Origin of the sequence: Bartonella sp. AA74HLJMH, assembly GCF_042197045.1 — a bacterium.
In the GTDB taxonomy this organism is placed as follows: domain Bacteria; phylum Pseudomonadota; class Alphaproteobacteria; order Rhizobiales; family Rhizobiaceae; genus Bartonella.
Map to the genome: position 1 here is coordinate 98,985 of NZ_JBHIRJ010000002.1, position 14,738 is coordinate 113,722.

The following is a 14,738-nucleotide window of genomic DNA, read 5'->3' on the forward strand; positions in this document are numbered from 1 at the left end:
TTTTAAGGCGATATCGCGTTCATTCAGCACGCATTTCAGTTCCTTTTTCACGCGACAATAAAGCCGCGCACGCTTGATAAACAGGTAATAAATGACAACGATTGGCGCCCATATTAAAACATTTAAGAGCGTAAAGAACAGGAAATAACAGGCTATTAATGTTATAAGACTACTCGTCATTTTGTCCCCCTACCACATTCTGCATACGAATTGCCTGATCGCGTTGTTGTATCGCTTCTTCCAATTGTGGAAGTATTTTGTTCAATTTTCTCGTTAACTTCATGCACATGATCCCAATGATCGGAGAAAAGAGAAGAATCCCTAACCATAGAAGGCCATAAATAATGCGACCTATTGAAAACCGCGGTATTATAAAACTGACCATACTATCCTTCCACCATACCAAATGTACGATAGAGAAAGCAAATTGCAAAACGGTAAAGAGGATAAAAATAAAAAGAATTATTTTACATTCTTTTGAATAAAGAGGCAGAGATTCTTTAAAGTTAAGAAAGCGTATTTTCGCATCAAGGGTCTTATGCGCGAGATTGTGTCTCTTCATTTCTCCCAGATCGTTGCGCAATTGTTGTATGGCGTGTTTTTGTTGCGTCGTACTCTTTTTCAAGTCTTGAGCGAATTTAAAAGATAACCTCATATGCTTGATCAACAGGTAAGGAAGCCTGATCATAACCATAAACATTAAAATGGCAATAATGATGCCCCCTAAAAAAGCCAAATGTTGTAGTATTATAATGCTCACTTTTTTCCCCTATCACATTGATGTGAAATTATCATTTTCATTCTCTTCTCAAACAAATGTTTCTAATCTCTTTGCTGTTTTTTTCACGCCATAATGAAGGAGACTATGGAGAATTAAAATAACAGGCAAAGTGATGGCACTACATACCAAAATAAACAAAAACGGCAGCGCTTCAATCAATAACAAAAAAAACAACGGATTATTGTGTGAAACAATCGCATATCGTATAGTAAAAGACGAAAAAAGCACAGCATGTATAAAAAGCGCAACTGCAATGAAAGCCATCCAAGAGATTATTTTATAATCTTTTTTTGAGAGAAGCAAAGATTCTTGAAAAGAAAAGGCACGCAACTGTGTTGCAAGAACTGTATTCTGTCCTCTCCCTCCTGCCTGATAATGCCTCAAATTCTGCGCTGCACCCTTTTTTAATTTCCTTCGCATCTTACATAACAGTACTGCCCGTTTTATCAAAGAATAATAAATGGACAAGATGATCTTCACGGTAGAAAAGAGTATCATGCTCCACGCAGAATAAATAACGATAACTATCCCTAAGGAGATCAATAATGTAGTTATTAAAAGAGGCATTATAGAAGTGATCACTTTTCCCCCCTATCATATTTTGTTGAGAGATTGGTTGTCTAGCTGTTGCTGCTCTGGCAATGTTTCCCATTGCAGCATCATTTCCTTCGCATCCCGTTTAAATATGGCGTTAAAAATAGAAAAGAGCGGAAACAACCCAAAAAGAAAGCCAAAAATTATTTGCGGCAAGAGACATAAAAAAGCCCAAACACCATTCCACCCTAAGTTACGAAGAAATTCGATCGCAGGAATCTGTATAAAACTCTGACTCATTTCTTGAAAATCTTCTTGTTTCATTTTTCCCAGTGCTTGGAGCTGTTCTTTGGATATAACGTGAAAAAATTCCAAAGGATCCATATAGGCAGACGCGGAAAAAAGCACCAACAAGAGGATAGCCAAACAACAAATGATGATATAATCGCCTGTTGAAAGCATCATCCATTTTTTGAAAGTTGCCGATTGATCCAACACTGGCTGCGATACAAAAGCCTTATCTCCCTTATGGGCAGATTGGTGTTGTGATTTATCTTCGATCATACGGATACTCCCCCACTTCTAAAATTCCCACTCTTCAATATTTGATAGCACGCCACCAGCGCGGTAAATTCGCTTAGCACCCTTCTCAGAGTAATGCAAGTACTATAAATCCCCTCTACGTATTTTATTCATTTGCCCTATACGCGCTTATACATGCGCGCTTACAAGCCAAAACACCCCTTTTCCCAAGGAAGGGTGTTCTATTGAAAGCCAAGCACGCGGCCAAGATCAACCTCAGTCCCAGATCAACCTCATTCATTGCCTCATCGAAAACTTCCTCAAGTACACGACACGCCCTACGCTTACCTCTTCCTCAAAAATTTTCAATCTCTTTGCCTTAAAATCCACCCCTTTGCCTTAAAGCCTCGTTGTCAATCTGGCAAAGCCCTAAAATGATAAGGATTAATTATTTGGCAAGCCGCCGCATGGATACCAGCGTCTCTCACAATTCCATAACCAAATTGCACAAAACCTTTTTCATCCAGAGAGAGAGAAACTGTCCTTAGCGGTCTCGTAAATAAATAACGGTCTCGTAAATAAATAGATGTCCCTCTTTTCTTTCAATTTTCCCCCTCCACCCCAAGCTCTTTAAAAGCACTGTTACACTTTCCATGGAGCAAAACGTGTGCTTTTGGCTCACCTTCTCTATGCGTCTTACCTCTCCACCTGCAAGAAAATGGGCTTTCTTCCCCAAACACCAGAATATCTTTTGCTTTAAGTATAGATTTTTCGCTCTCAATATCGCTTGGTAAGACACATTTTTATGCTTGATAAAAAGAAAATAAATTACAAGATTTTCTCTCTTTAAGAGAACAGAAACAGCAAGTAAAGTCCAAGAGCGGCCTCTCTTCACTTTCCCCTCAGCACTCAAGCAAGAATCCTACTCAAGCAAAAGCCCCACTCAAACAAAAGCCTCAACTCAAGCAAGAGCCTCAATTCTTTTCAAAACACGACACAAATATAAAAAAGCATAAAACGAGAAGTGTCCCCCATGCTCCTTAATGAACAAGTCAAAAGCAAGGCTCAACAAAAGCCTCTCTTCACTTTTTCCTCGCTCACATCGTATAATATGACGGGAGCTCCTTTCTGCTCAACCTCTTCTTCCAATTGCCGTATCATTTTGTTCAACTGACGGGTCACGATAAAACGCATAATAAAAACAATCGGTAAGAATAAAAAAGTACAGGCAAACATCCATGCCAATGGCTCGAATACGACAAGAGAAACAAAGCTCTTCCTTCTCCATACCTTAACGACAGCAGTTATAACTATTGGAGCTGTCACTATGACCGTAGAAAGATAGCATATTTTTTTATAGTTTTGCCAAACAAGAGAAAGCTGTTTTTTATTTTGGAGAGATCTGTTTTAAGGCGATATCGCGTTCATTAAGCACGCATTTCAGTTCCTTTTTCACGCGACAATAAAGCCTCGCACGCTTGATAAACAGGTAATAAATGACAACGATTGGCACCCACAATAAAACATTTAAGACCATAAAGAACAGGAAAGAAAAGGCCATTAATGTTATAAGACTACTGGTCATTTTATCCTCCACGCCCATTCTTCATACGAATTGCCTGATCGCGTTGTTGTATTGCTTCTTTCAATTGTTGAAGTTTTTTGTTCAATTTTCTCGTTAATTTTATACACATGATCCCAATGATCGGAAAAAAGAGAAGAAGCCCAAACCATAGAATGCTCAACAGCTGCATGATAACGCCGACCATATCGCTCTTCCACCATACCAAATTTGCGACAAAGAAAGCAGATTGCAAAACAGTAAAGAGGATAAAGATAAAAAAGATTATTTTACATTCTTTCGAAGAAAGAGGCAGAAATTCTTTGAAGTTAAGAAAGCGCATTGTCGCATCAAGGGTTTTATGTGCGAGATTGTGTCTTTTCATTTCTCCCAGATCATTGCACAATTGTTGTATGGCTTGCTTTTTTTGCGTTGTACTCTTTTTCAAGTCTTGAGAGAGTTTAAAAGATAACCTCATATGCTTGATCAACCGGTAAGGAAGCCGGATCATAACCATAAACATTACAATGGCAATGATGGTGAACCCTAAAAAAGCCAAAAATTTTATAACAATAGTCACGTGTTTCCCCTATCGCATTGATGTGAAATCATCATTTTTATTCTCTTCTCAAGCAACCATTTCTAATTTCTTTATTGTTTTTTTCACGCCATAATGAAGGAGACTATGGAAGATTAAAATGACAGGTAAAGCGACAACAATACACGCACAAAACCAAAACAGCAGCTGCATGCCAAAACCGCCAACCTTAAACAATAGAGGCATATAATTGTGTAAAAAAATCACAGATTTTGGAAGAAAAGCAAAAAAAGCGAGCAAAACTGCGAAAACCACAATCACAATGAAAGCTAGAAAAAAGATGATACAATAATCTTTTCTTGAAAGTTCCAAAGATTCTTGAAAAGAAAGGGGGCTGAACTTTATTGCACAAACTGTATTTTGTCCTATGCTGACTTTCTGATTATGCCCCAAATTCTGCAATGCACCCTTTTTTAATTTCCGCCGCATCCCACACAACAATATTGTCCGTTTTATCAAAGAATAATAAAGTACCAAGATTGTCATCAGAGTAGAAAAAAGTATCATGATCTCCCCGAGAAACATGACAGTACTCCACCATACTGTGGTCAAAATTACAAAAGTACTTATAAAAGAAGCAGCCACTTGTTTCCCTATTGTGTTTTGTTGAGAGATTGGTTGTCTAGCTGTTGCTGCTCTGGCAATGTATCCCACAGCTTCATCATTTCCTTCACCTCCCGTTTAGAGATAGCGTTAAAGACAAAAAAGAGTGGAAAGAACACCACAAGAACACCAAAAATCATTTGCGGCAAGAGACATAAAAAAGCCCAAACACTATTCCATCCCGCGTCACGCAAAAACACGATTGCAGGATTATTTTCAAAAGGCTGTTTCAAGATCTCCTTAATCATTTTTCGAAGATCTCCTTGTTCCATTTGTCCCAGTGCTTGAAACTGTTCTTTGGATATAACGTGAAAAAACTCCAAAGGATTCATATAGACAGTCGCGGCAAAAAGCACCAACAAGAGGATAGCCAAACACAAAATGATGACGTAATCTTTTCTTGAGAGAGCCGTCCATTTTTTGAAAACCGCACACTGATTCAACACGGGCTGTGACGCAAAAGCCATATTTCCCTTATGGGCAGATTGGTGTTGTGATTTATCTTCGATCATACGGATATTTTCTCACTTCTAACATGCCCACTCACTCTTTGAGAACATGCAACCAGCAAAACCGGTTTATCTAGCACTCTTTTCACCATGAAACACGCGCTATAAGCCCCTTTAAGTCTATTTTTAAAATTTCTCATACGTGACAACATACAATCCCTAAACCTTACAAGCACAAATGCCATTGTATCCTCTTATCTATTACCCACACTTCAAAAGACAATGTTTCACAAAACTCAACAAGCAAAAATATTCAATCTAAGAAATATCTGATGTGTAAAGTTTACAAACAATACACTGATTTATAACAATTTATTGTTTTTCATATTAAATGAGAACCCTAAATACCGTAGGATTGTCTTATTCCAAACCTATTCCATATTAAATCAACCCAAACCATGTCTCTTGCGCGTTACAAGCAGAAAGAGCCGTATAGAGTAAAACATTAAGAAAGGATGATAAATGCCTCTAAGGAAGCGTCTCAAATGCCAAGAGCTGTCCGCAACCATGAGAGCTGGCAAAATGTGTGATGCTACGGACTTTCTTCTTCACAAGCGTAAAAATGGAAGTGTGCAATAGATTTTATATTATTCAAACTTTGTATGGATTTCATTGGGGACTTTATCGTTATACCCTTCATGAGCACCCTTGCAAAATGGGCAAAAGAGAGCCCTAAGACATGGCTCTTTAAAAAGCAACACAAAACAAAGTCAAACAAGCAATCGATTATCCAGTATAAAAAACGTGCGACAAACAACCTTAATCCTCATTTGAAAGCTTCTTAATCAAAAAGGCTTCATTTTAAAAATTCTTCATTAAAGATGAAATATCTCACAGCCCCTACATTTGTATAGCCCCTACATTCATCAAGGCATCTCTTATAAAAGCATCTTTTTATAAAGGCATTTTCTTCTTATAAAAACAGCCTCTTTCGATAATGCATTCCGTCCTTTAAACGACATCCCCTCGTTTTATAATAAGATCCATTAAAACGGAGATTTTTATACTCTATAAAGGATACTTATAAAGGATACACCAAACAAAATAGCGAGATCATTCACAGTTTATTTTAAGCCGATAAACGATATTTTATTTGAAAATATAGGGCATCTTATGCTATTATAATAGAATGCGGAGGTTTGCTTTTTGCCGCTCTCTGCCACTCAACAGAAGACGACATATCTCCTATAAAGGATAAAAGTATGCTTAACAGCGTGATGTATATCAAATATCTTGGGAAAGCGCCCAACAACAAAAAAATAAGAGAACCCAAATAAAAAGCTTCCAACTTAAGAAAACAATGACCTTTCAAAAGTGGAATTGAAAAATTTCCACAAAGCGCTCGTGAAAAAAGAGACAAATAATCCCATTAGAAAAAACTTCCTATTAGAAAGACGATGACATGCCCTTGAAATCCATTGTTATTTTTTCATTCACATTTGACAAAAATTTTCCTTCAATCTCTCAAGAACAGTTAAGAAATATTTAAAAAGCAAATAATCCGCTAGCAATAAAAAAATAAGCATGACAGGGGCGGAAGATAAGACTGATAGGGATAAGATAAAAAAGGTAAGAAACCACCTTAAAGATGATTTTTTCGCCCCACACCGTTGCTTTTCTTTGCATTTAAAACGCCTTTAGTATCGTTTGTTTTTTGATCTGCAACGGCTGATATTTCCCAGTATTTGCTCACTCCCCCAGTATTTTCCTCTTTTTAAGTATTTTCCTCCTTTTAAGTATTTTCCTCCTTTTAAGTATTTGCTCCCCCCAATATTTGCGCCAAGTGCTTTTTACATCACTGTCCCCCATCAACAGACAGTTTCTTTTTCATTCAAATGGTTAAGTTCATGAAAATACGTAAAAAACGCGGTAGATCGAAAATAACAGGAAAGCGAGAGCCCAATAGCTGTATTTCACGTGCCCAAAGTTCCAGCGAATCTGCGCTTCAATCTGCGATTGAAATGCGTGCAAAACACTTTGGTTTAAGCCTCGAAGAAGCGAAAAATCCGCTTGTCGGAACCTATATTGGGCGTCTTTGTTTGCTTGGCTATAAAGAGGCTTCATCAGGCATCAGTAAAGAGCAATATGACACGGCGCAACAATACTTGCAAATTAGAAACGACTATTTATGTGCAAAAGGTTTACCAAACGGTTATTACGATGGTTTTACGCACAGCGCATCAGATGAGAAAGCAAAAAAGCAATGGGTCCAAAGAGCAACGGAACACTATGAAGCTATGCAAGAAGCGATTAAAGAAGCACAATATCTACATCGTCAACACAACTTTCATGCGGCATTACACTATCTTGTTATAGAAGATCAACCGCTGCCTAATCTTGTTGGTTCGTTGCGTATTATTCTTGATGCCCTTTATAAACATTTTGACAGTTCTACCCAAAAGAGCCTTGGCTAAAACACCCATCATTTCCTCCCCCTCACAGGATAAAGATTCTCCCCCTCCTTTTATAACATGCCTCTTTATAACCAGCGCCTTTATAAAGTCCCCTTTGGCAAGTGACACTTGAGATCCACTGAGCATGCCCTTTCATAGAATTTCATGGGTTAACAAGCTTAAAAATATCCACCACGCCCTTTAAAAAAATACTTCAACTGTCAAAGAGACTTAACCTTATACCTACCCATGCCTCACTTAACCATGCCTCAAAGGACAATATTTCACGGCATATTCACGGCATGGACAGGATAAATATTGCCCCCTCTTTAAAAAACAGCAACATTCTTCCCTCTACCCCCATTGTAACAAACCACCCTCATCATACACTTCACCCAATATCGCGACATCCTTAGCTCTTCAGACAATTCATTATCGTCATTTTACGTCTTTTCTTGTACAATTCCATATGGCTTTCCTGATCTTATGACGGACAAAAACTATGGCTTTTATTTCAGCATAATCTGGGTTTCTCATTCAAGATAAATAACGATAAAATATCCACTATAAATCAATATCTTATCATTAAAACAACCCGTTGATCTTTGACAAAATTAAAAGCATCATCCCTTAAACGAAAGAAAAAGCCCCTACCAACAATCTCCTCCCTCATCAACAACTGCACCGATAACCCTCCACCCCCCCACATCACACCACCGCTAATACGACAGCCAGCATAGCCCCAATCACCCCCACAAATCGCCAACACCTAAAGCTTTGCCCCGCAACACCTTCCAACCACCACCTTCCCAATTCCATCAATAAAATACCACGGATTTCAAAACCACAATTCTCCCTTCATCTTGTCCCCTCCTTTCTCAAAGGAGAAAATGTTTTTTGCCACATCAAAAACTTTTCCATTAAAACAAGATATTTTGCTGCATAGCCAATGAATGAGCTTTTTTCTGTAGATTTTTCCCGCGATAAAGGAGGAAAAATAATCGTTTTGCGGTTGACAGAATATGAAAAATCGTATTTAATGATGGGTGCGGTAAGGGGTTTTCTGCGTCCAGATTTCATCATAAAATTTTCGCATTATTATAGACTGTTATAAGTTATTATAGACTGTTATAAAACAGTGTGTTTCGCAACAATGTTTAAAACTTTACGGTTTGAAGGTATCTTTCGTCTTTTTCTGACTGTTTTCTTTTGCATTACACAATTTGCATCACCAACAGCCCCATAATTTTGAGATTTTCAAAACAAGTGGTATTCAATAAGGGCTCCCAATAGAACGCCCTAATAATCCCCCCATAAAATACCAATATCATACATCACAGCAATGATGAGCAATACACGCATAAAAATATGAAAACGATATCATTATGCTCTCATCGCCTCACCTTTCAAGATGCAAAGGCTTGTTTTTCAAAACATTGTTTAGCCAGAATTGAAGAAGATAGTATCACTTATCGATCATCAACATAGAGGCTAAGATTATGAAGCCACAAGATTCTCCCCCACCACATTCCTCACAAACCCCAGAAGGGGCCAGTGCACCTGAAGGGGCGCATGCAAATGCATCATTAGACACTCTTACTGCACATTTAGAACGGCTTAACATTGAAAAAATAACAAACACCCCTTTTAATCGTGCGGAATTAAAAGATATTATTGCCGGTTTAGAAAAGCATAATGCCGATGGCAGTTGGATCAAAAATTATTATGATATTCTAGATCTGTACATGATGCCAGCCTTGGTCGATCAAGCAAATCGTAAATATCCAGAGATGAATCTCAAACTTACAAGCCCCCCTGACGGCTTTGCCCTTGCACTCAAAGAAACGCTCGAAAAGGGCATAAAATCTTCTAGGCTGATCGTTAACGCACAAGATAGTGGAATTCATTTTGCGGTTGTCGATCATCAAACCATTGATAATAAAACATCTCTGATATTTTTAGAACCTACCTCACTGCGTGACACGCTTCCCGCATTACTTGCATTAAGAACGCGACAATCCATTGAACATCACCAATTTCCGAATATTCATTTTGCCATGGTAGAAATGGATATTCAACGAAGCTCCTCTGAATGTGGGATGTTCAGCTTAAGCCTTGCCAAAAAGCTTTATCTCGAAGCTCAAAAATTAGAAAGACTACACAAAGATAATATTAAGGGTGTGTTATGTGAACCAGACACGCCTTTACCTGCTGAAAAATTAGATCCATATCTTCCAGCTCGTTTATACAAACACGTACAAGGCAGAAGACGTCTTGGGGAATATCTAAAAGCCAATCCAGAAGCAGCACAGGAGAAAGTAAACAAAAAAGGCGAAACCCTAACCGAAAGATTTGAGAGAAGCTTGGTAGCAACAGAGACAAAAACTGTTTCTGTTTCACAACACAGAAAAAGAGCCACAGAATACAAATCTCTAATGATGTAATAAGCGTTTTGGCCATAGCCATATTCCACATCCACGAAGAATGAAGCTCTGTAGCTTTACGGTAAGGCATAAATTGCTGTTAGCAAATCTTCTTTTCCCTTTGAAAGAGGTAAAGAGGTATAGATGCAAACAGTAAGCAGCGTGATCTCTTAAAAGATAAAAAGATACCTTACCTTTGACTCTGAAAAGCGTGGGGTTTTGTCTTTCGTAATTTAAATAAAGATGATTTCATCTCTTTGTTTTTTCTAGCTAAAAATCTTTCCTGCAAACATTGTTTAGCCAGAATTGAAGAAGATAATATCACCTATAGATTATCAATATGGAGGCTAATAGTATGAAGCCACAAGATTCTTCCCTCCCTCATTCCTCACAAACACCAGAAGGAGCAAGTGCAAATGCATCGTTAGACACTCTTACTGCACATTTAGAACAACCCAGTAGCGAAAAAGGCAAAAATATCCCATTCAATCGTGAAGAATTAAAAAGTATCATTGCCCGTTTAGAGGATGATATCTCAACGGGTCGTTGGTTCACAGCTGATTATGCAAGTACAGACCTTAAACTAATGCCAGCCTTGGTAGATCAGGCAAATCGTAAATATCCCGACATGCGTCTTCAATTGGCAGCATCATCTCACGGCTTTGCCCTTGCACTCAAAGAAGCCATCGAAAACGGCGTTCAATCTTCTAGATTTATCATTCACACAAAGGACAGGGGAATCCATTTTGCGGTCATTGATCATCAAACCATAGAGGACAAAACATCGGTGATATTTTTTGAACCTACAACATTCAACAATATGAAACCAGCGGTACTCGCATTAAGGACGCAATTGGCCCTTAAAGCGCATAATTTGCCCAACTGTTCTTTTGCCATGGCAGAAATGGACATTCAACGCAGTTCCTCTGAATGCGGAATGTTTTGTTTAGCGCTCGCTAAAAAGCTTCATACCGAATCTGCTAAATTAGAAAGACTGCACAAAGATAATATTAAAGGTGTCTTATGTAAACCAGACACGCCTTTACCTGCTGAAAAATTGGATTCATATCTTCCAACCTCTTTTTACAAACACGTGCAAGGAAGAAGACGTCTTGGGGAATATCTAAAAGCCAATCCAGAAGCAGCACAGGAGAAAGTAAACAAAAAAGGCGAAACCCTAAACGAGAGGTTTGAGAGAAGCTTGGTAGCAACAGAAGGAAAAACTGTTTCCGTTTCACAACACAGAAAAAGAGCCACAGAATACAAATCTCTAATGATGTAAGTGAGGCTTTTTCCATATTCCTATTCATCAAAGAACGAAGAGAGGCTGCTTTACGGCTAAGATTTCTCTAAGCAAACCAGCTTTTGCGCTCATAAAACAAAAATAGCAAACAACTTTCCTCTTAAAGAAAAAGCACCATTGTCCTATAAAAACCAGCCCCTCTTAAAATTGTATCAAAATTCCACAGCTCTTGTTAGCCCAAAGCTCTGTGTAACAATGAGACTCTTTGGATAAGCAAAACGTTTGATACATAAAATATTGAATGCTTTCGTCTTCAGTAAAAGCATATGTCTTGTTTTTCTGAGAGTATCCACTTCGTATCTCAAACACCCCCACATCAATGCCATACGACCAAACAACCGCAATAGACCACACTTATCGTGCATCAACCAAACAGCTTCCCGCACCCCAAGAAGGCTCCATCAAAAACACCAGGACAAGCTCTTAAAATCAACAACCTCTCTTAACGGAAAACACCAGCCCAACCATTATCCCACTTGGCCAACCATTACTCCTCTTGCCCAACCATTATCCCTCTTGCCCAACTATTACTCCTCTTGCCCAACCATTATTCCACTTGCCCAACCATTATTCCACTTGCCCAGCCATTATCCCTCTTGGCCAACCATTCCCCCATTCCCTAAGATGTCACAACCAACCTTTTGATTTCATAAAAGTTTCACATCTCTTCTGTTTTTGAAGCGTGAAAAAATTCATTTTTAATCTGTCAACCAGCCTCACGTTAACGTGAGGCTTTATTTTATGGAGAAGCAAATGAGAAAAATATCTAAAGCAGGGCTTGCGCTCATTAAACAATGGGAAGGATTGCGTTTACAAGCCTATAAAGATGCCATCGGGGTGTGGACAATTGGCTATGGTCATACCAGCGCGGCTGGCAAACCGTTCGTTCACAAGGGCATGATCATTACTGAAAAACAAGCAGAAGAAGTTCTTTCTCAAGATTTAAGACAATTTGAAAATACCGTTGAAAAACATGTGACGGTTTCTTTAACGGATGAACAATTCGCCGCGCTCGTATCGTTTTGCTATAATATAGGAACATCGGCTTTTTGTAATTCGACCCTTCTAAAAAAGCTCAATAATGGCGAATATGAGGCTGTCCCTGCTGAGTTACAAAAGTGGACTAAAGCAGGAGGAAAACGTCTTCACGGTTTAGTGCACCGTCGTGCAGCAGAATCGGGATTATGGGCAAAAGGGGCTTATGTTTCTCCCAACTACCAAACTGTAGAAACGCAAGCTCCAATGGGATTTTTCAAAGCAGAAGCGCTTACACCGATTATTGGTTCTTTTTCTGGACTTGGGGGCTTATTGGCAGGCAATGGTCCTATCCAATGGGCATTAGCAACCATTATGGTTTTAGCCGCCTGCGTTGGCATTTTCTTTGTGGCAAAACGGTTTCGGGAGCAGCGCTTATGATGTGGTGGTTGAAAAAAAATCTGATGATAACAGGAGCGGCTCTGACCGCTTTTTTTATCGCTTTAGCAAAAGCTTTCACTCTTGGAAAGAAGGTTGAACAACAAAAGCAAATAGAAAAAACGCTAAAGTCATCAACAACACGGCTAGAGGTGGAAAATGAAATTAATCAAAAAAGTGATGCTGATGTACGCGCTGCTCTTACTCACTGGTTGCGCGATAAAAACAATCAATGAGCCTTTTTCTTGCGTTGGTTGGATGCCCATTTATTTAGACAAAAAAGATCTCAATATCATCAGTTCAAATCTCGCAAGAGATATTTTAAAGCATAACAAACAAGGGGAAGGCTTGTGTGGGTGGAAACATGGCTAGAAAAAAAACAGAAAAACAAACAGAGCTTACAGAAAAGGAAAAAGAAATCCTACAAGAAATCATCACAACGTATAAAAGTGTAAAAATGATGTCACGCTATACGAAGTGGATTATATTCATCATTTTCTTATTAGCACTTGATTTTTCACGGATCATAGATGTGCTGGGAAGTATTTTTACACAAAAATCGAATATTCAGCTCTAAAATAAATAAAAAACGTGAGACATGTTAAATCTTTTAAATATAAAAAGCCATTCGTTATTTTTTGAATAACATGGAGTTTTATTGATGATTTTTCATGTCTCACGAGAAATTTTTATACACTCTTCACAAACACTTTCATGAAATGAATTTAAGGGCATGAAGAGAGATTTTTAACCAACGCGTAAGTCAGCAACTTTGGTAACATAAGAAAAGGATCATACCAACATACATTTTTTTAATAATCTATTGATATCCAAATGATTTTATACTCTTCATAAATAGCATTGCCAAGAATTTGTATTAAAAGACATTTCTTTTAAAGAAGCGCATAAACAAGCAATGTAATGGTAGCCTTACATAAAACCTCTCATCCTCCTCTCACCTTCCCAATGCCCTGCCTCCCAATACCCTGCCTCCCAATTTCCACCCTCTCAATGCCCTGACTCCCAATTTCCACCCTCCCAATACCCTGCCTCCCAATTCCCTGTCTCTCAATTTCCACCCTCTCAATTCCCTTATGTTCTATGCATAAAGGTCAAGTTGAAGAGAATATATGGAAAACCCTTGGCTCGAAAATATGAAAAGAAGGCATGAGGCTACAACAGAATTTCGCGTGCCTTTATCATCAGAAGCATTAAAAATTCTAAAACAAGCGCGCCTACTGTCTTGTCATGATTTTTTTCGGCTACCTGTCATGGTCCCCTTAGTTCAAAAATTGCTCCCCCCCCCCAAGAATTTTCTGTCACAATATAGGCAACAAACAGAACTTGAGTATAACAATATGGGTTTGGCTCCAGTTTAGGTGATGAGCTTACCGAAAAAAAGATGAGAGCAAGGCGAAAAATTAGCTTTTATCTTTAAGCTTCTCAAATGGAGCAGTCTCCCCATTTCAGAGATCAACGAAACAGAGAGATGCTTATCTCTCCTATGCAAAAGCTTGAAATACCAGCATCTTATTCATAAAAAACAAACCAGCCCCATCATGCTCTTTTCAACTCTGTCTTTCCAACGCTCAATAGGTACTAACTCTTAACTACTGACTCTTTTTAACTACTGACTTTTAATGATTGCGTTGGTTCATAAAAACCGTAGTGACCTCTCACCTTATGAAGCACAAACCCAGGATTTTTTAACGATGCATGCATAAACCTGAAATAAAAAAACAGAACTGTATTAGGAATAAATGATTATAAATCAAATGGTTATATTTTTATTAGCACAATATTTTCAAAGGAAACCACGATCCCCGCACAATAGAAACATTTCATAAAAACAAGAGAAAAAGCTATGGATTAAGAGTGAAATTCATTCACAATAACGGTAGATCAACCAGAGGAGAATAGAACAATCCTATAAGATAAAGAAACTATCATAAAAGGAAAAACTGTATGAAACGTGAAAAAGCATAAAAAAAAACGGGCACAGAAGACCCGTTTCTTTATTACGTCTATGGAAAAGAGCTTAGAAATCCATTCCACCCATTCCGCCAGCAGGCATCGGAGGCATTGGTGTATCTTTCTT

General features: G+C 38.3%; 15 protein-coding genes. 7 read left to right on the forward strand and 8 right to left on the reverse strand.

What is annotated here, in order from left to right:
* Window positions 1-169 precede the first annotated feature (169 nt).
* From ACFINH_RS01970 to ACFINH_RS02000, 7 genes are all read right to left on the reverse strand, one after another.
* Window positions 170-760 carry a hypothetical protein gene (locus ACFINH_RS01970; protein ID WP_375631949.1) on the reverse strand — a complete coding sequence of 197 codons (591 nt, stop codon included), beginning with the start codon at window positions 758-760 and terminating at the stop codon, window positions 170-172.
* Window positions 761-808: 48 nt separating this feature from the next.
* The gene (locus ACFINH_RS01975) at window positions 809-1,201 is read right to left on the reverse strand and encodes a hypothetical protein (RefSeq protein ID WP_375631951.1); all 393 of its coding nucleotides are present in this window, start codon (window positions 1,199-1,201) and stop codon (window positions 809-811) included.
* Window positions 1,202-1,375: 174 nt separating this feature from the next.
* Window positions 1,376-1,879, reverse strand: coding sequence for a hypothetical protein (locus ACFINH_RS01980; protein ID WP_375631953.1), 504 nt, complete (start codon window positions 1,877-1,879; stop codon window positions 1,376-1,378).
* 1,023 nt (window positions 1,880-2,902) lie between these two features.
* Window positions 2,903-3,163, reverse strand: coding sequence for a hypothetical protein (locus tag ACFINH_RS01985; protein ID WP_375631955.1), 261 nt, complete (start codon window positions 3,161-3,163; stop codon window positions 2,903-2,905).
* A 260-nt stretch (window positions 3,164-3,423) separates the two neighbouring features.
* Entirely contained in the window at window positions 3,424-3,978 is a 555-nt protein-coding gene (locus ACFINH_RS01990; protein WP_375613263.1) for a hypothetical protein, read from the reverse strand.
* A 48-nt stretch (window positions 3,979-4,026) separates the two neighbouring features.
* Window positions 4,027-4,503 (reverse strand): hypothetical protein, encoded by a 477-nt coding sequence (locus tag ACFINH_RS01995; RefSeq protein WP_375631957.1) that lies wholly within the window; start codon window positions 4,501-4,503, stop codon window positions 4,027-4,029.
* Window positions 4,504-4,589: 86 nt separating this feature from the next.
* Complete coding sequence (locus ACFINH_RS02000) at window positions 4,590-5,111, reverse strand: hypothetical protein (protein WP_375631959.1); 522 nt, start codon at window positions 5,109-5,111, stop codon at window positions 4,590-4,592.
* Window positions 5,112-6,955: 1,844 nt separating this feature from the next.
* Between ACFINH_RS02000 and ACFINH_RS02005 the strand changes: the two genes are divergently transcribed.
* Complete coding sequence (locus ACFINH_RS02005) at window positions 6,956-7,522, forward strand: hypothetical protein (protein WP_375631961.1); 567 nt, start codon at window positions 6,956-6,958, stop codon at window positions 7,520-7,522.
* Between the two features lie 550 nt (window positions 7,523-8,072).
* Here the strand turns inward: ACFINH_RS02005 and ACFINH_RS02010 are convergent.
* On the reverse strand, window positions 8,073-8,270 hold the full coding sequence (locus ACFINH_RS02010) for a hypothetical protein (protein ID WP_375631963.1): 198 nt from the start codon (window positions 8,268-8,270) through the stop codon (window positions 8,073-8,075).
* Window positions 8,271-9,000: 730 nt separating this feature from the next.
* Between ACFINH_RS02010 and ACFINH_RS02015 the strand changes: the two genes are divergently transcribed.
* The 6 genes from ACFINH_RS02015 (at window position 9,001) to ACFINH_RS02040 (ending at window position 13,217) form a co-directional block, all read left to right on the forward strand.
* The gene (locus ACFINH_RS02015) at window positions 9,001-9,945 is read left to right on the forward strand and encodes a YopJ/AvrA family T3SS effector serine/threonine acetyltransferase (RefSeq protein WP_375631965.1); all 945 of its coding nucleotides are present in this window, start codon (window positions 9,001-9,003) and stop codon (window positions 9,943-9,945) included.
* A gap of 334 nt (window positions 9,946-10,279) precedes the next feature.
* Window positions 10,280-11,206, forward strand: a complete 927-nt coding sequence (locus ACFINH_RS02020; protein ID WP_375631967.1) for a YopJ/AvrA family T3SS effector serine/threonine acetyltransferase — start codon at window positions 10,280-10,282, stop codon at window positions 11,204-11,206.
* A gap of 774 nt (window positions 11,207-11,980) precedes the next feature.
* Window positions 11,981-12,643, forward strand: coding sequence for a lysozyme (locus tag ACFINH_RS02025; RefSeq protein ID WP_375631969.1), 663 nt, complete (start codon window positions 11,981-11,983; stop codon window positions 12,641-12,643).
* The gene (locus ACFINH_RS02030; protein WP_273790902.1) at window positions 12,640-12,876 is read left to right on the forward strand and encodes a hypothetical protein; all 237 of its coding nucleotides are present in this window, start codon (window positions 12,640-12,642) and stop codon (window positions 12,874-12,876) included. Before ACFINH_RS02025 ends, ACFINH_RS02030 begins: the two co-directional genes overlap by 4 nt.
* Window positions 12,800-13,012, forward strand: a complete 213-nt coding sequence (locus ACFINH_RS02035) for a hypothetical protein (RefSeq protein ID WP_273790903.1) — start codon at window positions 12,800-12,802, stop codon at window positions 13,010-13,012. Before ACFINH_RS02030 ends, ACFINH_RS02035 begins: the two co-directional genes overlap by 77 nt.
* The gene (locus tag ACFINH_RS02040; protein ID WP_375617918.1) at window positions 13,005-13,217 is read left to right on the forward strand and encodes a hypothetical protein; all 213 of its coding nucleotides are present in this window, start codon (window positions 13,005-13,007) and stop codon (window positions 13,215-13,217) included. The genes ACFINH_RS02035 and ACFINH_RS02040 overlap by 8 nt, the downstream gene beginning before the upstream one ends.
* Window positions 13,218-14,738 lie beyond the last annotated feature (1,521 nt).